The organism is Pseudomonas sp. AF32 (genome assembly GCF_022342325.2).
Classification (GTDB): domain Bacteria; phylum Pseudomonadota; class Gammaproteobacteria; order Pseudomonadales; family Pseudomonadaceae; genus Aquipseudomonas; species Aquipseudomonas uvaldensis.
This window is the reverse complement of the sequence record NZ_RQJK02000021.1, coordinates 91187-111880: the sequence shown is the minus strand read 5'-3', so window position 1 is coordinate 111880 and position 20694 is coordinate 91187. Positions and strand designations below refer to the sequence as shown.

Here is a 20694-nt window from a genome sequence, read left to right as displayed (position 1 = left end):
GAAACCCTGCGCCGATCTTGTACCCTGGTCTATGAAGTTCCCAGTCCGTCGGACAGGTCCGTAGCGGAAGATGCCTGTGTACGAGCGGGTGCTTCCTGGCGATGCTCGGTGGTCTTGCTTACCGTATCGCGCACCGTTTCATAGCCCTCACGCGCTGTCCGCCTGGCCTTGTCAGCGAGGTCGGCGCTGGTCCTGCCCATCACCCGTTGCTCCGTGGCGGTGGCAGGCAATGCCGCGCCGAGCATGGCGCCCAGGGCGATGCCCGCCGCGGCCATCATCAGCGGCTGCTCCTTGAGCAGACGACTGAACTGATCACCCAGGTCCTGTGAGCCATGGGCCATGCGCTCGCCGGTTTCGCGGACACTGTGCCGGGCATGACGGGCGTTGGCGCCGAGGCCGTCGGCCAGGTGCGCGGCTTTGTCCTTGAGATGATGGAAGCCATCGCGCAGGGAGTCGCCGGTGCTGTGCAGATGCTCCCTGGCGCTGCCTATGCCGTCGGCAAGCCCTTCGGCCCAACCGGAAGAATCCTGGTCCGGCCCGACACGGTAACCGACCCGTGGCGGATGGTTCTGGCCGAGCATCAGCCAGCACAGCCCCACCGTGGTCAGTACGGTGGGCACCGGGTTGTTGCGCACGGTGGTGCCCAGGTTGCCAAAGAACTCCGAGCCGTTGCCCTTTACCAACGTCAATGCCTGGTCAAGCATTTGACCCGGCGTGAACTTGCTGCCCAAGGCATCGACGATATGGCTGATATGAGCCCTCTGCTCATCGATTTCCCGCTCGATGGTTTCCGGGCTCTTCTGCGATTCGGTTTTGAATTCATCCTTCATGAGGCTTTCCTCCGCAAGGCGTCCTGGTCTTTGTTCAGCGCATCGAGCGTACGGTCAGGCTTGAAGTGGGATGGCTCGAACTGCTTTTTGCCCGACTGCACCATGACAAAACCGATGACCATGACCACCACACCCACGATCAGCGCCGCCAACCACGGCTGCATGATCGTGCTCAGGCCGTAGACCACCGCCATCAGCAGAATGATGAAACCGGCCAGCAGCACGATTGCACCGCCCGCCACGGCGGCGATACCGGCCTTGAGGGTGGTGAGGCTGGCCTGGAATTCGGCCTTGGCCAAAGCCAGTTCCTTGGTGAACAGCGAGGGGACTTCATGGGTCAGTTGCTTGAGCAACCCCACCACGGAGGCATCGTTATCGGCGACGGAAGCGCCAGTCGAACGCTGGATATCTGGGTCAGGTCGATTCATTGCCATTCTCCTCTGCTGTTGGTCGAGCCCGGCAGCCCGCCTGTGGCGGCATCACCGGGGTGATCCTGGACACAGGGGGACGTGGGGGTGATGCCGGTGGCCAGGCCATTGGCGGTGCCAGCGCCAGGGCCGATGGGATCAGGGATCGGATCGAAGGGCTCGCGTCCGGCAAAACCACCCTGCGGCGGGTTGGAATGACCGGCGGCCGGGTCCTCCACCTCGGCGCTCACCGGCGAACTACCCGCCTTGAGAAACCGCGACAGCCCGAAGCCCACCGCGATGCTGCCGGCCAGGAACAGCCCCGGGTTTTCCTTCGCCAGCCGGGAACCATCATGCAGCAGTTGCTCGGCGCTCATGTTGCGCAGTTTGCCGGCCAAGCCGGTCATCGAATCCGCCATGTCCGCCAGGTAGTGGGACAAGCCGAGGGTGTCGTTGGCTTCGAGTTCCGACATGGCCGACTTGGCACCGCGTGCCAGGGCATCGATCTGGTCCGCCGCCGTATCGCGGTAACGACCGAACTGCGCATCGGCCTGTTCGCGGGCGCTGCCGAGAGTCTCGTTCACGTCCTCCTTGATGTGGTTCAGGTGATCTTCAGGCCGGGGCTGGCCTGAATTACCGCGTTGTCGCTCGGAGTTGTTGTCCGGGATAGTCATGTCTGTCTACGCCTGCTTGATGAAAACTCATTAACGGGCAACCACCAAAGCGATGCCCGACTATGTGCCTCTCAGAACAAGTGACGGAGTGCGGCGAAGGGTAGTTCCAACGAGTTTCGGCATTGGACGCTGTGCGGTATTCATCGCCGCTTGATGACGTGCAGGCGAAAAAAAATCGGGCCAGTGCCCGATTTTTTTCGGCGGGAATCGCCTTCAACCCAGCGCCGTATCGAGGAACATCATCACCGCGAACCCCATCATCAACCCCAGGGTTGCAGGTGTTTCGTGACCATTGCGGTGAGTCTCGGGAATCACCTCGTGGGACACCACGAAAATCATCGCTCCGGCCGCCAGGCCCAGGCTGATGGGATAAGCCACGGCCACCCCCGAGGACATGCCCAGGCCAATCACAGCGCCCAGGGGTTCCATCAGCCCGGAACCCACCGCGATCAGCGCAGCGCGCAAAGTGCTGATACCGGTGACCCGCAGCGCCATGGCGATGGCGAGTCCCTCCGGGATGTCCTGGATGGCAATCGCCGTGGTCAGCGGCAGACCGACCTTGAAGTCGCCGTCGGCGAAACTCACGCCAATGGCCATGCCTTCGGGCAGGTTGTGCAGGGTGATCGCCAGCACGAACAACCAGACCCGGTTGATACGCTCGGCTTGTGGGCCTCGGCGGCCACTCAACTCGTGTTCGTGGGGGACGAAACGGTCGAGGCCGATCATCAGCGCAACGCCGAGCCCCAGGCCGAGGACGACGACAAACGCGGCGAGCAACTGATTGCCGCAAATGACCTGGGCGGCTTCGATGCCGGGCAGTATCAGCGAGAACGAACTGGCCGCCAGCATCATGCCCGCGGCGAACCCCAGCATGATGTCCTGGGTTCTCGACGAGATATCCCGCAGCACCACCGCCATGATGGCGCCAAGGGCCGTGGCGGCGAATCCGGAGGTGCCGCCCAGTACCGCATAGCCCAGGTTATGTCGGTCAGCCCCCACCAGCGCGTTATAGCCGCTATAGAGCAGCAGCGCGGCGACCGTGATCAAGCCGATCCAGAAGCTCGCCCCCAGCAGAGGATTGTTTTGCACCGGATCCAGCCAGGTACGCCAGGGGGATCGGATCCGGGAAGTGGGCTGGTCCATCGAATATCCTTAAAGGTGTCAGGCGAGGAAGCGAGGCCCCTCGCCGTTTTGTTTCTACAGGTCGCTTTGTTTCTATAGTTTGTCACCTTGCATCCCCGAACCCAAGTCAGCCCCCGTGGTCGGGTCGCTTTCAGGGTTGGACATCGTCCGCGCTTTCATGTCCATCAGCAGCGCTTCATCTTTTTCGCTCAGTTGCACGCTGGCCATGCCGTCACCGCCATCCACCGCCGGCGTCGGGTTCTCGACGAACTCCCACTCATCGCCCTGGTTCCAGGGTCCGCGCACGGTCGGTTCGCCTTGCGACATATTGAAGTACACGTTGGTGAACTCCGGCATGCCTGGCAATTTACCTTGTGGGAAATTGGGCTGGATCGAGTGCAAGGCTTTCTCGAACGACATCTGGTGCGCAATTTCGCGCGTCATCAAAAAGCCCAGCGCTTCTTTCACACCTGGATCGTCAGTGAGGTTCATCAGACGCTCATAGACAATCTTCGCCCGGGCCTCGGCAGCAATATTGGAGCGCATGTCCGCAGTGGGCTCGCCAATGGTGTCGACATAGGCAGCGGTCCAGGGCACACCAGCCGAGTTGATCAGCGGCGCGCCGGCACCGTAAAGCAGGCTGGTGACGTGGGAGTCATTGCCGGCGCCGTTGATGTCACGGTACAGCTGGCCTTCCTCGTCGACGCCTTCGGCCATTTTGCCTTTGGCGCCCTTGTTCAACATCACGATGATCGAACCGATCACTTCCAGATGGCTGAGCTCTTCGGTGGCGATATCCATCAGCAGGTCCTTGCGACCAGGATCATCCTCCGCCAAGGCCTGGGTAAAGTAACGCGAGGCCGCTGCCAGTTCACCCTGGGGGCCGCCAAATTGCTCCAGCAACAAGTTCGCGAGTCCCGGATTAGGCTCGGAGACACGCACGGTGTACTGCAATCGTTTGTTGTGTAAAAACATGATTGAACTCCTCGATCAAGGCACGGGTCATGAGCTGCCAAATAGCAGGCCCATAAGCGTCTGAAGAAGTTAACGAAATAAAATTTATCTTTTATTCAATAAACGAGACGAACGGTAACTTATACGAGTCGTATAAATCGTCACGCAATAAAAGTATTTGCGGACCGGCGATATATAACCGACCGATGCAGGCCCCCGCTAATAGCCGGGGACCTGCAGGCTTTTAGTACTTAGGATTTGCGACCGCCGCCGTGGCTGTTTTCACCACCTTTTTTACCGGCTTCCGAGGCCTTCTCACGGTCATTGGCGAAGTTGCCACCAGAGGCCTGACCACCTTTTCTGCCGGCTTCCGAAGCGCGCTCAGGGTCGTTGGCGAAATTGCCACCCGAGGCTTGGCCGCCCTTACGGCCGGCTTCTGCGGCGCGCTCGGGGTCGTTGGCGAAATTGCCGCCCGAAGCTTGCCCACCTTTGCGCCCAGCCTCGGCTGCGCGTTCCGGATCATTGGCAAAGTTGCCGCCCGACGCCTGGCCGCCTTTTTTGCCGGCTTCCGATGCCTTCTCACGATCGTTAGCGAAATTGCCAGGGTTGTTATTGCCTGTGTTAGCCATTTCATTCACCTCGTTAGTTGCTGTTAGCGAACCAGTTGGCTCGTCTTATTCGGAAAGCTTGCGCTGACCAAGGTTTTAATTGACTGTCGCAAGCAGCGACGAACGGTCGACGCCATCGAGTTCACTTTATTTAATAACGCGCGGCATAAGCGCACCCTATTAAACAAACGGACTTCGATAAACAGGCTTAAACTTTCAGACACTGTCCGCCGAATTAAAACAGTGCGTGTCTTTCCACGCCGTCTGCCAAAGGTCGGGCGGCGCCGGCACCCCATTGCACCGGTCTCGTCACCCTGGCCTCGCGCCGTTCCAGGAAGCCAAAACTCGCGGGCTGCCGGTGTTGTCCTGCACCACCGCACTGACCGGCTTGCGGTGTCCGGATACCCTGTCGCCGATACCCGGATAAAAAATGCTCAGGGAGAAATCGGATCGCTGGCCGGAAACGTTTCCTCCAGCGCATCGTCCAGTTGGTTATTGGTGATGTTCCGCTCATCGACCTTGCCGCTGCGCTCACAGTGGCAATCGGGCGATGGGCAAGGCTCGCCGTTGGGGTGTTGTTCCGCACAGGCCTGGCAGCAATACGCCTCACCGTCGTGATTGAACACCCGTTGCGGGTCGACCTCGCATTGGCAATCGGGACAGCCACATTTCAATTTCGATTCGCTCATACTCCTTCTCCTGGGTACGCTTCATGACCCCATTCAAGATCCCACCAGCAACTGGACTTCCAGGTTGGCGGCCGCAACGCCGTGCTTGACCACATACACCTCTGCGCTCCAGCCCTTGGTCAAATTGCGATAGGGCTGGGTGCCCAGGGCATCGCCGCTGTCCCATTCGAGAATGTCGCCGATATCGATGTCCTGGGCCGAACGCAGTTCAAGCACGGTGTGACCGTCCTCTTCCGTGACGTACACCCCCGCCATCGCGCTCTGTCGATTGATGGCCCGCACCTCACCGGTGGTCTGCTTCATATCTCTCCTCTTCCTGGCAAGTTCAGGGAGCGACCGGACACGGCCGAGCGCTTTGGTGACCTCAGCGCTTGGCTTCGGTATGCGGATTTGCCGAACGTTCGAGGAACGCTTGGGTAATTTCCGGCAGATGGTCGCGCAGCCAATCGGCCATGGCGATTTCCTGCGGCAGGATCTGTTCGCAGGCCCGCTGCGTTTCGACGTCGCCGGCCACTTTCGCCGCTTCGATCAGCACCGTGTAGGAGGCAATTTCCAGGTTCTCGAACACGTAACCGCTCATGGCGCCCTTGACCACCTCATCGCTCATCGTCATGCCGCCCACAGCCTGGCCGAAAGCCATGAGCTTGCCAGCCATGTCCTTGAGCATCGAAGTGCTGCCGCCCAGGCGCTGGATACACTGTTCCACCAATTTCTGTTGGCCGAGGGTTTCCTGGATGTGCTCTTCGATCCGGGCTTTGAGTACTGGATAATGCTCCAGCCGCTCGGCCTGGGCTTTGAGCATTTTCTCCGCTTGCTGCTCCATGGCATGGGCGTCGTTGAGCCAGTCCAGCAGGTTCTCTTTAGGCGTTGCCATTTGCTTCTCCTTACCCGTGGTCGCACTGCACGACAGCGCGACAGTTCTGAAGTACCGCACATAGAGGTGGATGTTCCGGGCAGGGAGAAAGTTTGAAGCAACGTTGGTGCAGGGCGACGAAAGGCGCCATGAGCGACCGCTGGCCAAACCCAATGCTAATCTCAAACACTCCAGGACAACGGAGAACACAGATGCCCGACGATCTGCACCTCGAACCGATCGATCAGTTGCAGGCGCAAATGACCGGACGCCGTTTCCTGGTGCTCACCGGCGCGGGGATCAGCACCCCCTCCGGCATTCCCGACTACCGGGACAGCGAAGGCGTGCGACGGGGTCGGCAACCCATGATGTACCAGGAATTCCTCGCCAGGCCCGAAGCGAGACGGCGCTACTGGGCTCGGGCAATGCTCGGCTGGCCGCGCCTGCAACAGGCCCGACCGAATGCGGCTCATGAAGCGTTGGCGGTGTTGCAGGCACAACGACGCATCAGCCACCTGATCACCCAGAACGTCGACACCCTGCATGACCGGGCCGGCAGCCGGGACGTGATCGAACTCCATGGCAGCCTGCACCGTGTGTTATGCCTGGATTGCAACCAGCGCAGCGAACGCCAGCAGATCCAGAAACTGATGGAGGCTGAAAACCCTTATCTGGCCGGCGTCGACGCAACCCAGGCGCCCGACGGCGATACCCTGCTGGACCCGGCATTCGAAGCACGCTTCCAGGTGCCCCGCTGCCCTCATTGCGAGGGTGATCGCCTGAAGCCCGACGTGGTGTTTTTCGGCGAAAACGTCGCCGCCTCCACCGCCACCCGCGCGACCCAAGCCGTCGAGTCGGCGGACGGTCTGCTGGTGGTGGGGTCATCACTGATGGCCTGGTCGGCGTTTCGCTTGTGCCGGGCCATCAAGGAGCAGGGCAAACCGCTGCTGGCGATCAACCAGGGCAAGACCCGGGCAGATGACTTGTTGGATCTCAAGGTCGAAGTGTCCTGTGAGCAGGTGTTGCCGTTGCTCGCCGAGCGCCGAACCTGATGATCACCGCAGATCCCCTGTGGGAGACGGTGCTCAGCCTCTGGTGAGTTGTACGCCCAACTGCTGATCCCTGAATGTGTCGAACAACGCCTGCGCCGCCGCTGATAACTCATGCCCCGGCTTGGTCAACACGCCAATGGCCCGCTCGACCACCGGATCGCTGAGGGTGATGCAACGCGCTCCCAACTCATGCATCTGCCCGACACACAGCGCTGGCACCGCGCTCACTCCCAGTCCGCTGGCGACCATGCGCCCGACCGTCGCCAACTGGTGGCTTTCGAACTCCACCGGCAGTTTCATGCCACGGGCCTGTAGATGTTCTTCCAGCATCACCCGCACGGTGGAGGGTCGTTGCAGGGTGATGAACGGTTGTTCAAGTAAGGTTTGCCACTGGACTTCGCTGCGCTGGGCCAGAGGAGAATCCAACGGCACCACCGCGACGAAACGGTCCAGGTACAACGGCGTGAACGCCAGGGACGAGCCCTGCATCGGCTCGAACGCAACGCCCAGTTCGACGTGGCGATCACGCACCATCTCCAATACCTGTTCGTTGATCACGTCGTTGACGGTGACGTTGACGTTCGGATAGCGGACGCGGAAAGTCTTCAGGATCGGGGGCAGCAGGTTACCGGCAAACGACGGCATCGCCGCCAGCGTCACGCGGCCTCGCTGGAGGGTGAAGCGCTGACGCATTTCATCCTCGGCGTTATCCCAGTCGGCAATCAATCGTCGTGCCAGCGGCAACAAGGATTCGCCTTCGGGGGTCAGTGCCACGTTGCGGGTGTTGCGGCTGAACAGGCGGCCACCCAGGCCCTCCTCCAACGCCTTGATGGTCAGGCTCAGGGCGGATTGGGACAAATGCAACCGCTCGCCGGCCACGGCAAAACTCAGGCTCTGCGCCACGGCGAGAAAGGCGCGGATCTGTTTGAGCGTCATTGGCGCCGAGCTCCCATTCAATTATTGAGTTTTACAAATTAATCTACCTTAAAAATCAACTTAACAAATATATGACTTGGCGCAACACTGCCTTTCATTGCGACCCCATCAAGAATAAAAGAGGTGTCTATGGCAGGTTTCGACAAACGCGTGAGCTCTTATGAAGAAGCGCTGGAAGGCTTGAAGGACGGCATGACCGTCATCGCCGGCGGCTTCGGCCTGTGCGGCATTCCGGAGAACCTGATCGCCGAGATCAAGCGCAAGGGCATTCGCGACCTTACCGTGGTTTCCAACAACTGCGGCGTCGACGGTTTCGGCCTTGGGGTGCTGCTGGAAGACCGGCAGATTCGCAAGGTGATCGCGTCCTACGTGGGTGAAAACGCGCTCTTCGAGCAGCAATTGCTCAGTGGCGAAATCGAAGTCCAGCTCACGCCCCAAGGCACCCTCGCCGAGAAAATGCGCGCCGGTGGCGCGGGCATCCCGGCTTTCTTCACCGCAACCGGCGTCGGCACCCCCGTGGCCGAAGGCAAGGAAACCCGTGAATTCCACGGTCGCCAATACCTGATGGAAGAGTCCATTACCGGCGATTTCGCCATCGTCAAAGGCTGGAAAGCCGACCATTTCGGCAACGTGGTCTATCGCCATACCGCTCAGAACTTCAACCCGCTGGCCGCAACGGCGGGCAAGATCACCGTGGTGGAAGTCGAGGAAATCGTCGAGCCCGGCGAACTGGACCCGACACAGATCCATACCCCTGGCATCTACGTCGACCGGATCATCTGCGGCACGTTCGAAAAGCGCATCGAACAACGCACCGTACGCAAGTGATCCCCTGCCCCCGGCCCGAATGAAGGAATAACACCATGGCACTTTCCCGCGAACAAATGGCTCAACGCGTCGCCCGCGAACTGCAGGACGGCTACTACGTGAACCTGGGCATCGGCATCCCCACCCTGGTCGCCAACTACATCCCCGAAGGCATGGAAGTCATGCTGCAGTCGGAAAACGGCTTGCTCGGCATGGGCGCGTTCCCGACCGAAGCCGAAGTCGATGCCGACATGATCAACGCCGGCAAGCAGACCGTCACCGCGCGTATCGGCGCTTCGATCTTCTCTTCGGCCGAATCGTTCGCCATGATCCGCGGCGGCCACATCGACCTGACCGTGCTCGGCGCGTTCGAGGTGGACGTGCAAGGCAACATTGCCTCGTGGATGATTCCCGGTAAGCTGGTCAAGGGCATGGGCGGCGCCATGGATCTGGTGGCCGGAGCCGAAAACATCATCGTCACCATGACCCACGCGTCCAAGGACGGCGAGTCGAAACTGCTGCCACGTTGCAGCCTGCCGCTGACCGGTGCCGGTTGCATCAAGCGTGTACTGACGGACCTGGCTTACCTGGAAATCCAGGACGGAGCCTTCATCCTCAAGGAACGCGCCCCGGGCGTCAGCGTCGAGGAAATCGTCGCCAAGACCGCCGGCAAACTGATCGTGCCAGACCACGTCCCTGAAATGCAGTTCGCTGCCCAGTGAGGAGAGATTCGATGCAAGAAGTCGTGATTGTCGCCGCTACCCGTACCGCTATCGGCAGTTTCCAGGGTTCGCTGGCTTCCATCCCCGCGCCGGAGCTCGGGGCAGCAGTGATCCGTCGCCTGCTGGAGCAGACCGGGCTGTCCGGCGAGCAGGTCGATGAAGTCATCCTCGGCCAGGTACTGACCGCCGGCTCAGGGCAGAATCCGGCCCGGCAGGCATCGATCCTCGCCGGCCTGCCCCACGCCGTCCCGGCGCTGACCCTGAACAAGGTCTGCGGCTCGGGTCTCAAGGCGTTGCACCTCGGTGCCCAGGCGATCCGCTGCGGCGACGCCGACGTCATCATCGCCGGCGGCATGGAAAACATGAGCCTGGCCCCCTACGTACTGCCGGCTGCGCGCACCGGCCTGCGCATGGGCCACGCGAAGATGATCGACAGCATGATCACCGATGGCCTGTGGGATGCCTTCAACGATTACCACATGGGCATCACCGCCGAGAATCTGGTGGACAAGTACGGCATCAGTCGCGAAGAGCAGGATGCCTTTGCCGCCGCCTCCCAGCAAAAGGCCGTTGCTGCCATCGAAGGCGGTCGCTTCGCCGATGAGATCACACCGATCCTGATCCCCCAGCGCAAGGGCGATCCCGTGGCATTCGCCATCGACGAACAGCCTCGGGCCGGCACCACCGCCGAATCCCTGGCCAAGCTCAAGCCTGCCTTCAAGAAAGATGGCAGCGTGACCGCCGGTAATGCGTCTTCGCTCAATGACGGCGCAGCCGCCGTTGTACTGATGAGCGCGGAAAAAGCCAAGGCGTTGGGCCTGCCCGTGCTGGCGAAAATCAGTGCCTACGCCAACGCCGGCGTCGACCCGGCCATCATGGGCATCGGACCGGTCTCGGCCACTCGCCGCTGCCTGGACAAGGCTGGTTGGTCGCTGGACCAGCTGGACCTGATCGAAGCCAACGAAGCCTTCGCCGCCCAGTCATTGGCGGTGGCGAAGGAACTGAAGTGGGACATGGACAAGGTCAACGTCAACGGCGGCGCCATTGCCCTGGGCCATCCGATTGGGGCTTCCGGTTGCCGGGTGTTGGTGTCATTGCTGCATGAGATGATCAAGCGCGACGCCAAAAAAGGCCTCGCTACCCTGTGCATCGGTGGCGGCCAGGGCGTGGCCCTGGCGCTGGAACGCGCCTGACAGGACCGGGTTCAACGGTGGCCGTGCGGCCCCACGAATAGCCGCACGGTCATCGGCAACAGCGCCGGCGCAACTTGGGTTGCGCCGGTTTTTTTTGCCTGTTGTTTTTATCCGAGAACTTGCCGGCCCCATCGCGAGCAGGCTCGCTCCCACAAGGATCTCGGGTGGACACAAAATGACAGGACACCGCAAATCAATGTGGGAGCGAGCCTGCTCGCGATAGCGATGCCCCAGACGATGATGCGCCGTCAGGACCTGGCACCAAACCGGTCGCGGCTGTTGGTCAGGTGCAACCACATCGCGGCGCGGGCCGCGTCGGGGTCCTGGCGCTTGATGGCATTGAAAATGGCTTCGTGTTCCAGGTTGGCCAACTGCGCCAGTTTTCCCAGATCCGCCTGGCCGCGCTCTGCCATGTTCACTCGGGTCCTCGGAATCATTGCACTGCCCAAGTGCTGCATGATTTCCACAAAACAGGTGTTGTCTGTCGCCTCGGCGATCAGCAGGTGAAAGCGCCGGTCGGCTTCCACACAACTGTCGTTGTTGCTGAGCAGCCGCTGGTAGTCATCCAGCGCCTGGCGCATTTGCTGCAACTGGCGTTCACTGCGACGCTGGGCCGCCAGGGCCGCCGCCTGGGTTTCCAGGCCCAGGCGCAGTTCCAGGATCCCCCGCACGCCAGCCGCCGTATCGACATTGAGGCGCAGCCCCGGCTCGCCGGTTTGCTCCAGCACGAAGGTGCCGATGCCATGCCGGGTTTCCACCAGCCCTGAAGCCTGCAGTTTGGAAATGGCCTCGCGCACCACCGTGCGGCTGACGCCATGCTCCTGCACGATGGCACCTTCCGATGGCAGCTTCTGCCCCGGTTTCAACTGACCCAACAAGATGCTCTGGCTGAGCTTTGCCACCAACTCATGGGCCAGGTTATGGGTACGTTTGCGCAGGGGCGCGTCGGTGTCTTGCGGCATCACCAGAATTCCTCGGATACAGGCCTGAGATCCTATCACCAGCGCCCACTGGAGTAAGCATCCCTTATGCGCCAACTTGTATGACAACACTCATCAACGGGCGTTTTTAGTGGCCTTATTGACGCCGCACGTAGCAGCCATCCACCTCCTGCGGCACCCACTATAAATTTAAAAATCGCCACAATACCCAGCAAACAAAGGTATAAAAACTTCAACCGTCCGATCCATTCGTGATCAAAAAGCGCTTGTCATCGAAAAAAATCAAGTTGTATGATGTCTATCAACATCGACACGTTTTGTGCGATGCCCCGCATAAAAATAACGAGTGGGAGAAATACCAGTGAACACATCCAGCCTCCAGGCGAATGCCGGCGCGGATCCGGTGCTGCTGTCGGCCATTGCCAAGGTCAAGCGCCACATCCTGCCGCTGTTCGTCATCATGTTTATCGTCAACTACATCGACCGAGTGAACATCGGCTTCGTGCGCACGCACATGGAGCACGACCTCGGGATCGGTGCCGCGGCCTACGGCTTTGGCGCCGGCCTGTTCTTCATTGGCTATGCGCTGTTCGAAGTCCCGTCCAACATCCTTCTGCAACGAATCGGCGCCCGTATCTGGCTGACTCGCATCATGCTCACCTGGGGCCTGGTGGCGGCAGCCATGGCTTTCATCCAGAACGAAACCCACTTCTACATCCTGCGCTTTCTACTGGGCGTGGCCGAGGCCGGTTTCTTCCCTGGCGTGATCTATTACTTCACCCGCTGGTTACCCGGCGCTGAGCGCGGCAAGGCCATCGCCATTTTCCTCAGCGGCTCGGCCATCGCCTCGCTGATCTCCGGTCCGTTGTCCGGGTTGCTGTTGCAGATCAACGGCCTGGGCATGCACGGCTGGCAGTGGATGTATTTCATCGAAGGGATGTTCTCGGTGTGCCTGTGCGCCTTCGTCTGGTTCTGGCTGGACTCCAAGCCTCACGATGCCAAATGGCTCAACCGCGATGAGCAGGACGCCCTGGTCAAGGCCATCGACGATGAACAGCGGGCACGCGAAGCGGCCACGCCGATCAAACTGTCCATCGGCCAGTTGCTCAAGGATCGTCAGATCATCCTGTTCTGCCTGATCTACTTCTTCATTCAATTGACGATCTACGCCGCCACGTTCTGGCTGCCGAGCATCATCAAGAAGATGGGCGAACTCAGCGACCTCCAGGTCGGGATGTTCAACTCCATCCCCTGGCTGCTGTCCATCGTTGGCATGTACGCCTTCGCTTCGGTGTCCGCCAAATGGAAATTCCAACAGGCCTGGGTGGCCACAGCCCTGCTGATCGCAGCGGCCGGGATGTTCATGTCCACTACGGGCGGGCCGATCTTCGCGTTCGTCGCCATCTGCTTCGCGGCACTCGGGTTCAAATCGGCCTCGTCGCTGTTCTGGCCGATTCCCCAGGCTTACCTGGACGCACGGATCGCTGCTGGCGTGATTGCACTGATCAACTCCGTGGGCAACCTCGGTGGGTTCGTCGCACCGACCACATTCGGCCTGCTGGAGCAGCACACCGGTTCGATCCAGGGCGGCCTCTACGGCCTGGCAACCACTTCGATCATCGCCGCGATCATCGTCTTCGCAGCACGCAATACACCCAAGCCCAAATCTGCAACGACGCCGGCCGACACTGCGGCCAGCCACGTCTGACATTCGATTCGTTCAAGGATAAGTGCACATGAGTCCACAAGAAGCCAGCAAAGCCCCGATCATCACCAGCATGCAAGTCGTGCCAGTGGCCGGCCATGACGGCATGCTGCTGAACCTCAGCGGCGCCCATGGCCCGTTCTTCACCCGCAATGTCGTGATTCTCAAGGACAACGCCGGCCGCACCGGCGTGGGCGAGGTGCCCGGTGGCGAACGCATCCGCCAGACGCTGGAAGATGCTCGCGCGTTGGTGGTCGGCAATCCCATCGGTACGTACCAGAAGATTCTCAACAGCGTTCGCCAGGCGTTCGCCGACCGCGATGCGGGTGGCCGTGGTTTGCAGACATTCGACCTGCGCATCACCATCCATGCCGTCACCGGCCTGGAAGCAGCGCTACTGGACCTGCTGGGCCAGCACCTGGACGTACCGGTCGCAGCCTTGCTGGGCCAGGGCCAGCAACGCGACGAAGTGAAGATGCTCGGCTATCTGTTCTATGTGGGCGATCGTCAGCAGACCGACCTGCCTTACCGCAGTGAGCCGGATGCCGACAATGACTGGTTCCGGCTCCGTCACGAAAAAGCCATGGATGCCGACGCCGTGGTGCGCCTGGCCGAAGCGGCGCATGCGCGTTACGGCTTCCAGGATTTCAAGCTCAAGGGCGGCGTGCTCAAGGGGGATGAAGAGATCGAGGCTGTCACTGCCCTGGCCGAACGCTTTCCCCAGGCCCGCATCACGCTGGACCCGAACGGTGCGTGGTCACTCAAGGAAGCGATCCGCTTGTGCCGTGACCAGCATAAGGTCCTCGCTTATGCGGAAGACCCTTGCGGTGCCGAGAACGGCTATTCGGGCCGTGAAGTCATGGCCGAGTTCCGTCGCGCCACCGGACTGAAAACCGCCACCAACATGATCGCCACCGACTGGCGCGAGATGGGCCATGCGGTCACCTTGCAGTCGGTGGACATTCCCCTGGCCGATCCCCACTTCTGGACCCTGCAGGGCTCGGTTCGTGTCGCGCAGATGTGCAACGAATGGGGCCTGACCTGGGGCTCTCATTCCAATAATCACTTCGATATTTCCCTGGCAATGTTCACCCACGTGGCCGCCGCCGCGCCGGGCGACATCACCGCCATCGATACCCACTGGATCTGGCAGGACGGCCAGCGCCTGACCAAGGCGCCTTTGCAGATCCAGGGCGGTTGCGTGCAAGTGCCAAAAAAACCGGGATTGGGAATCGAGCTGGACACGGATCAACTGGCCAAGGCCCATGAGCTGTACAAAGGCATGGGCCTGGGGGCAAGGGACGATTCGGTGGCGATGCAGTACCTGATTCCAGGCTGGACGTTCAATAACAAACAGCCGTGCCTGGTGCGCTGAAGCGGCCACCGGCCTCCTGCGCCCCCCCTGTGGGAGCGGGCTTGCTCGCGAAAGCGGTGTGACAGTCGACATTGACAGTGGCTGTCAGGCCCTCTTCGCGAGCAAGCCCGCTCCCACATGGGACCTGTGGTGATCCTGATTCAGGACCACCACAGCCATCGGCAACTAACCCTCCGGCCGCAAGATCAACACCGCCAACGGCGGCAGGTTCAGTTCCAGCGACAGCGCCTGGCCATGGCTGGGCACTTCCTCGGCGGAGGCGCCGCCACCGTTGCCATAGTTGGAACCGGCGTAAGTGTCGGCGTCGCTGTTGAGCAATTCCACCCAGCGTCCGGCGAACGGTACGCCGACCCGATAGCGCTCGCGCGGCACGGGCGTGAAGTTGGCGACCACCAATACCGGCCGCCCCTCCTTGCTCCAGCGCAGCCACGCATAGACGCTGTTCATCGCATCGTCGCCAATCAACCACTGGAAGCCTTGCGGCGCATCGTCCTGGTCATGCAGCGCCGGCTCCTCGCGGTAGAGGCGGTTCAAATCGCTGACCAGCTTCTGCACCCCACGGTGCTCGGCGTATTGCGTCAGGTACCAGTCCAATTGCTGGTCGTGGTTCCATTCGCGCCACTGGCCGAACTCACAGCCCATGAACAGCAACTTCTTGCCCGGATGGCCCCACATGAAACTGAGATACGCCCGCAGGTTGGCGAATTTCTGCCAACGGTCGCCGGGCATCTTGTCGATCAACGAGCGTTTGCCGTGGACCACTTCGTCATGGGAGATCGGCAGGACGAACCGCTCGGACCAGGCGTACACCAGGCCGAAACTCAGTTCGTTGTGATGGTGGGCGCGGTACACCGGATCCTGCTGGATGTAATGCAGCGAGTCGTGCATCCAGCCCATGTTCCATTTGTAAGCGAAGCCCAGGCCGCCCTGTTGCGTGCTCTGGCTGACGCCGGGCCAGGCGGTGGACTCTTCGGCGATGACCAGGGCACCGGGTGCTTCCAGCGCCACCACATCGTTGAGATGCCGCAAGAAATCGATGGCTTCCAGGTTCTCGCGTCCGCCGTGGCGGTTGGGCACCCACTCGCCGGCCTTGCGCGAATAATCGCGATACAGCATCGACGCCACGGCATCCACCCGTAGGCCGTCCACGTGGAAATGCTTCAGCCAGTGCAGCGCCGAAGCCAGCATGAAGCCATGGACTTCGGTACGGCCCAGGTTATAGATCAGGGTGTCCCAATCCTGGTGGAAGCCTTCCAGTGGATTGCCATATTCATAGAGCGCGGTGCCATCGAACTGGGCCAGGCCGTGGGTATCGGTGGGGAAATGCGCCGGCACCCAGTCGAGGATCACACCGATGCCGGCCTGGTGGCAGGCGTTGACGAATGCGGCAAAGTCATCCGGCGAACCGTAACGCGCCGTCGGGGCGAACTGCGACAGCGGTTGATACCCCCACGAGCCACCAAACGGGTGCTCCATGATCGGCATCAACTCGACATGGGTGAAGCCCAGCTCCTTGACGTAGGGGATCAACCGCTCGGCCAGTTCATGCCAGTTGTATTGGCGAGACACCTCCCCTGCCTCGTCGATTTCGCATTGCCAGGAGCCGGCGTGCAGTTCGTAGATCGACAACGGCGCGCCGGGTAGCTGGCGCTCGCGTCGATGCTGCATCCATTCGTCGTCCTGCCACTCGATCTTCAACGGCGTGGCCACTTTCGAAGCGGTATCGGGTGGCATCTGGCTGGCCAGCGCCACCGGATCCGCCTTGAGGGGCAGGATGCCGTGGGCGCCGAGAATTTCGTATTTGTAGGCTTCCCCGGCGCCCAGGCGGGGGATGAACAACTCCCAGACGCCCGACGGATAACGGATGCGCATCGGATGGCGACGTCCGTCCCAGACGTTGAAATCCCCCACCACCGAGACCCGTCGCGCATTTGGCGCCCAGACGGCAAAGCGCACGCCTTCGATACCATCGACGGTGGTCAGTTGTGCACCGAGACAGGAACTGAGGTCGCGGTGATTGCCTTCCGCGAACAGATAAAGGTCCATCTCCCCCAATAGCGGCCCGAAGCTGTAAGGGTCTTCGGCCAGTTGCTCGCCTCCGGCCCAGCGAGTGCGCAACAGGTAGGCCTGGGCGCGGTCGAAATGGCCCACGAACAGACCCGGCGTTTCGGTCAGTTGCAGTTCACCCAGTTCTTCACCGCCATCACGGGCGACGACCTGCACGCTCAGGGCACCGGGCAGGTAAGCCCGGATAAACTGTCCGCCAGCACCATCGCTGTGAGGTCCCAGTATGGAAAACGGGTCGTGGTGTTCGGCGCGCACCAACGCGTCGATGTCACGCAGGGACGGCAGCAATGACTCCTTGGCCTGCCCCTGTGGATCCTTGTTCGAGACACTCATGATTCTCTCCACTAAATCGGTCCGGCTAAGTCGGAAAAGGGTTTTAGCCCACTCAACAGCCCGTACAGACCGTGCAACGGCACGGGCAGCCAGGCGGGGCGATTCTCGGCTTCATAGGCCACTTCATAGGCCGCCTTCTCCAGGCCGAACAACGCCAGCGCGGCGTCTTCGCCTTCAGCATCCTTCCACTCATGGGCAAGACTAGCTGCCGCCAGCCGATATGCCTGGACAAATGCCTGGCGAGCCTCTGTCAGATAACGATTGGCTACCCGTTGCCGGGCCGCGTCGGCATCGGCCGTGCTGTCGACGGTGTGCAAGTGAATCGCCATGGCCGCCGCATAGTCGAAAGAGCGCAGCACGCCGCTGACGTCCTTGTACGGGCTGTGCTTGCCCCGCCGCTCATGCAACGGCCGCGCCGGCTCGCCTTCGAAGTCGATCAGGTAGGCGTCGCCCTTGATGACCAGCACTTGCCCCAGATGCAAATCGCCATGGACGCGGATGCGCAAGCCACCGGCAGCCTTGCCGGCCAGTTCCTGTACATGAGCCAGAACGGTTTTCCTGTGTTCCAGCAAGCGTGCGACCATCGCCTGGTCCGTAGGGTTCAATTGATCCTGGTGCTGTTTAAGCAGGCGCAGGGCATTTTCCACTTGGGCGGCCACGTCCTTGCCGATGGCCTGGGCATCCTTGGCAGTGGTTTTCTGCGCAGCGAAGTCCGGATTGTCGGTGGCCTGGGCCAGTACCTGGTGCATTTCCCCCAGGCGTTGACCGAGCATGCCGGCAAAATCCTTCAGTTCGCCCAGGGCGTTGTAATGCTGCTCCTGCTCGGACACGGCATCGGCCAACTCGTCGCGCAAGGCCCGCTCCAGGTTGTTCTGGGTCCATTCCCAGGCGTCACCCTGATTGCTCAGGTAGCCCTGGGCAATCATCAGCAACGCATCCTCGCCCTGGGCGTCGCGGCGAATCACCGCCCCCAGCAGCGGCGAGATATTGCTGAAGCCCGCCGCCGTCAGGTACGCGCTCATCTCCAGCTCCGGATGCACGCCGGACGCGACCTTGCGGATCAGCTTGAGGACGAGGCTGCCGCCCACCACCACCGAGCTGTTGGACTGCTCGGCGGACAGGTAACGCACCTCCGGCACGTCCCCAAGGTTCAGCGCAGCCAGCCCTTCGGTGGGTTCGAAACGCAGCTCACCGTCCGTGCAGGGCAGCACCGTACCGGCCTGCATGTTTTGCAGCACGGACCGTACGAAGGTTTCCAGGCTGAACGCATCGGTGATCAGCCCCACCTGACGCCCCCGACGAACCCGCGACAGCGCCAGTTGCTGTGGCAACGCCGCCCCCACCTGATCCTCGGCCAGCAGGCCGAACGGCAATTGATAGCGCAGCGTCTGCCCGGCGCTGGTCACGTCGATTTCACTGAGCAGCACCGGATGCTGTGGCTCACCAAAGCGCACGCCATAGACGATGTCGACTTTTTCGATGGCACTGTCCTTGCCGGCGAACCAGCGCCGGTTCTGCAACCAGCTCGGCAGGATGGTTTGCTCCAACGTGGTGCGCGCCGGGGCTTCGAGCAATTCTTCCAGGCGTTTTTTCAGCACCAGCGTGGTGAAGTCCGGCAGGCTCTGGGCCGGTTCCACATGCCAGCTCGGCATCTGGTTTTCCGCCGCCAGGGCAAACCAATAGAAACCGTACGGTGCCAGGGTCAGCAGGAAATTCAGCTGGCCAATAGGCGGGAAGGCGTTGCCTCCCAGCATCTCCACCGGGACCATGCCGGCATACGCGGATAAATCCAGCTCGGCGGCCTGGGCGCTACGGGACACGTTGGCCACGCACAGGATGATTTCGTGCTTGCCGTCGGGCCCGGTGTATTCGCGGGTATAGGCCAGAATCCGGCGATTGCTCGGCGACAGCATCTTCAAGGTGCCACGACCGAACGCCTTGGATTGCTTGCGCACCGCCAGCATCCGTCGGGTCCAGTTGAGCAGCGAATGCGGATCGCCGGACTGGGTCTCGACGTTGACCGACTGGTAGCCGTACAGCGGGTCCATGATCGGCGGCAGCACCAGGCTGGCCGGGTCGGCCCGGGAGAAGCCGCCGTTGCGGTCGATCGACCATTGCATTGGCGTGCGTACGCCATCGCGGTCGCCCAGGTAGATGTTGTCGCCCATGCCGATCTCGTCACCGTAGTACAAGGTCGGCGTGCCAGGCATCGACAGCAAGAGGCTGTTGAGCAGTTCGACGCGGCGACGGTCGCGCTCCATCAACGGCGCCAGGCGTCGACGAATCCCCAGATTGATCCGCGCCCGCCGGTCGGCGGCGTAGTAGTTCCACAGGTAGTCGCGCTCCTTGTCGGTGACCATCTCCAGGGTCAACTCATCGTGGTTGCGCAAGAAGATCGCCCATTGGCAGTTGGCGGGAATTTCCGGGGTCTGGCGCAGGATATCGGTGATGGGGAAACGGTCTTCCTGGGCCAGCGCCATGTACATGCGCGGCATCAACGGAAAGTGGAACGCCATGTGGCATTCGTCGCCATTGAGGCCCTGGGCATCGACATCGCCAAAGTACAACTGGGTGTCTTCCGGCCATTGGTTGGCCTCGGCCAGCAGCATGCGGTCCGGGTAGTTGGCGTCGATCTCGGCGCGGATCAACTTGAGGACATCGTGGGTCTCGGGCAGGTTCTCGTTGTTGGTGCCGTCACGCTCGATCAGATACGGGATCGCGTCCAGGCGCAGGCCGTCGATGCCCATGTCCAGCCAGTAGCGCATCACCGACAACACGGCCTTGATGACCTGCGGGTTGTCGAAGTTCAGATCGGGCTGGTGGGAATAGAAGCGGTGCCAGAAGTACTGGCCGGCCACCGGGTCCCAGGTCCAGTTGGATTTCTCGGTATCGAGGAAAATGATCCGCGTGCCGTCATACTTGTGATCGTCATCGGACCAGACGTAGAAATCCCGCGCCGCCGAGCCCCGCTTGGCCTTGCGGGCCCGCTGGAACCACGGATGCTGATCCGAGGTGTGGTTGATGACCAGCTCGGTGATGACCCGCAGGTTGCGCTTGTGGGCTTCGGCAATGAAGCGCCGGGCATCGGCCATGGTGCCGTAGTCCGGGCTGACACCACGGTATTCGGCGATGTCGTAGCCATCGTCGCGCCGGGGTGATGGGTAGAACGGCAGCAACCAGATGGTGTTGACGCCCAGGTCGGCGATGTAATCCAGTTTCTCGATCAGGCCAGGAAAATCGCCGATGCCGTCGTTGTTGGAATCGAAATACGATTTGACGTGGACCTGGTAGATCACCGCATCCTTGTACCAGAGCGGATCCTTGATGAACGTGGCGGACCGCGGTTTTTTCGCCATTTGCAACTCCTGATGAATTCAATAAGGCCGTTGGGACACAAGGGCTCATTTGTGGCGAGGGGATACATCC

19 protein-coding genes are annotated in these 20694 nt (G+C 61.3%); 6 read left to right on the top strand and 13 right to left on the bottom strand.

Annotated features, from left to right (window positions below; translation table 11 throughout):
- Positions 1 to 29: 29 nt before the first annotated feature.
- From EGM97_RS19730 to EGM97_RS19690, 9 genes are all read right to left on the bottom strand, one after another.
- On the bottom strand, positions 30 to 830 hold the full coding sequence (locus tag EGM97_RS19730) for a DUF3618 domain-containing protein (RefSeq protein ID WP_238964544.1): 801 nt from the start codon (positions 828 to 830) through the stop codon (positions 30 to 32).
- On the bottom strand, positions 827 to 1258 hold the full coding sequence (locus EGM97_RS19725) for a phage holin family protein (RefSeq protein ID WP_238964539.1): 432 nt from the start codon (positions 1256 to 1258) through the stop codon (positions 827 to 829). Before EGM97_RS19725 ends, EGM97_RS19730 begins: the two co-directional genes overlap by 4 nt.
- The gene (locus tag EGM97_RS19720) at positions 1255 to 1911 is read right to left on the bottom strand and encodes a hypothetical protein (RefSeq protein WP_238964537.1); all 657 of its coding nucleotides are present in this window, start codon (positions 1909 to 1911) and stop codon (positions 1255 to 1257) included. The genes EGM97_RS19725 and EGM97_RS19720 overlap by 4 nt, the downstream gene beginning before the upstream one ends.
- A gap of 213 nt (positions 1912 to 2124) precedes the next feature.
- A complete protein-coding gene (locus EGM97_RS19715; protein WP_238964536.1) occupies positions 2125 to 3054 on the bottom strand; it encodes a ZIP family metal transporter in 930 nt (309 codons plus the stop codon).
- 72 nt (positions 3055 to 3126) lie between these two features.
- A complete protein-coding gene (locus tag EGM97_RS19710) occupies positions 3127 to 4008 on the bottom strand; it encodes a manganese catalase family protein (RefSeq protein WP_238964535.1) in 882 nt (293 codons plus the stop codon).
- Positions 4009 to 4238: 230 nt separating this feature from the next.
- Positions 4239 to 4616 carry a con-10 family general stress protein gene (locus EGM97_RS19705; protein WP_238964534.1) on the bottom strand — a complete coding sequence of 126 codons (378 nt, stop codon included), beginning with the start codon at positions 4614 to 4616 and terminating at the stop codon, positions 4239 to 4241.
- Between the two features lie 413 nt (positions 4617 to 5029).
- Positions 5030 to 5284 (bottom strand): metallothionein, encoded by a 255-nt coding sequence (locus EGM97_RS19700; RefSeq protein ID WP_238964533.1) that lies wholly within the window; start codon positions 5282 to 5284, stop codon positions 5030 to 5032.
- A 33-nt stretch (positions 5285 to 5317) separates the two neighbouring features.
- The gene (locus tag EGM97_RS19695) at positions 5318 to 5587 is read right to left on the bottom strand and encodes a hypothetical protein (protein ID WP_238964532.1); all 270 of its coding nucleotides are present in this window, start codon (positions 5585 to 5587) and stop codon (positions 5318 to 5320) included.
- Positions 5588 to 5648: 61 nt separating this feature from the next.
- Positions 5649 to 6158 (bottom strand): ferritin-like domain-containing protein, encoded by a 510-nt coding sequence (locus EGM97_RS19690; protein ID WP_238964531.1) that lies wholly within the window; start codon positions 6156 to 6158, stop codon positions 5649 to 5651.
- Between the two features lie 191 nt (positions 6159 to 6349).
- Here EGM97_RS19690 and EGM97_RS19685 point away from each other — a divergent pair, with 191 nt between their 5' ends.
- Positions 6350 to 7189: an NAD-dependent protein deacetylase gene (locus EGM97_RS19685; protein WP_238964530.1), complete on the top strand. Its 840-nt coding sequence runs from the start codon at positions 6350 to 6352 to the stop codon at positions 7187 to 7189.
- Between the two features lie 33 nt (positions 7190 to 7222).
- Here EGM97_RS19685 and EGM97_RS19680 read toward each other — a convergent pair whose 3' ends face one another.
- Positions 7223 to 8125, bottom strand: coding sequence for a LysR family transcriptional regulator (locus tag EGM97_RS19680; RefSeq protein WP_238964528.1), 903 nt, complete (start codon positions 8123 to 8125; stop codon positions 7223 to 7225).
- A gap of 129 nt (positions 8126 to 8254) precedes the next feature.
- Between EGM97_RS19680 and EGM97_RS19675 the strand changes: the two genes are divergently transcribed.
- From EGM97_RS19675 to EGM97_RS19665, 3 genes are read left to right on the top strand one after another with little or no spacing between them, the layout of a single operon-like run.
- Positions 8255 to 8953: a CoA transferase subunit A gene (locus tag EGM97_RS19675; protein WP_053154429.1), complete on the top strand. Its 699-nt coding sequence runs from the start codon at positions 8255 to 8257 to the stop codon at positions 8951 to 8953.
- A gap of 35 nt (positions 8954 to 8988) precedes the next feature.
- The gene (locus tag EGM97_RS19670; protein ID WP_238964527.1) at positions 8989 to 9654 is read left to right on the top strand and encodes a CoA transferase subunit B; all 666 of its coding nucleotides are present in this window, start codon (positions 8989 to 8991) and stop codon (positions 9652 to 9654) included.
- Between the two features lie 11 nt (positions 9655 to 9665).
- On the top strand, positions 9666 to 10847 hold the full coding sequence (locus EGM97_RS19665; RefSeq protein ID WP_238964525.1) for an acetyl-CoA C-acetyltransferase: 1182 nt from the start codon (positions 9666 to 9668) through the stop codon (positions 10845 to 10847).
- Between the two features lie 248 nt (positions 10848 to 11095).
- Here the strand turns inward: EGM97_RS19665 and EGM97_RS19660 are convergent, their stop codons facing one another.
- Positions 11096 to 11809: a FadR/GntR family transcriptional regulator gene (locus EGM97_RS19660; RefSeq protein WP_053154438.1), complete on the bottom strand. Its 714-nt coding sequence runs from the start codon at positions 11807 to 11809 to the stop codon at positions 11096 to 11098.
- 340 nt (positions 11810 to 12149) lie between these two features.
- Between EGM97_RS19660 and EGM97_RS19655 the strand changes: the two genes are divergently transcribed.
- The gene (locus EGM97_RS19655) at positions 12150 to 13496 is read left to right on the top strand and encodes an MFS transporter (protein WP_238964518.1); all 1347 of its coding nucleotides are present in this window, start codon (positions 12150 to 12152) and stop codon (positions 13494 to 13496) included.
- A 28-nt stretch (positions 13497 to 13524) separates the two neighbouring features.
- On the top strand, positions 13525 to 14868 hold the full coding sequence (gudD, locus tag EGM97_RS19650) for a glucarate dehydratase (protein WP_238964516.1): 1344 nt from the start codon (positions 13525 to 13527) through the stop codon (positions 14866 to 14868).
- A gap of 165 nt (positions 14869 to 15033) precedes the next feature.
- Here the strand turns inward: gudD and glgB are convergent, their stop codons facing one another.
- Positions 15034 to 17268, bottom strand: a complete 2235-nt coding sequence (gene glgB, locus EGM97_RS19645; RefSeq protein WP_238964514.1) for a 1,4-alpha-glucan branching protein GlgB — start codon at positions 17266 to 17268, stop codon at positions 15034 to 15036.
- Between the two features lie 11 nt (positions 17269 to 17279).
- Positions 17280 to 20624, bottom strand: coding sequence for a maltose alpha-D-glucosyltransferase (treS, locus tag EGM97_RS19640; RefSeq protein ID WP_238964512.1), 3345 nt, complete (start codon positions 20622 to 20624; stop codon positions 17280 to 17282).
- Positions 20625 to 20694: the final 70 nt, after the last annotated feature.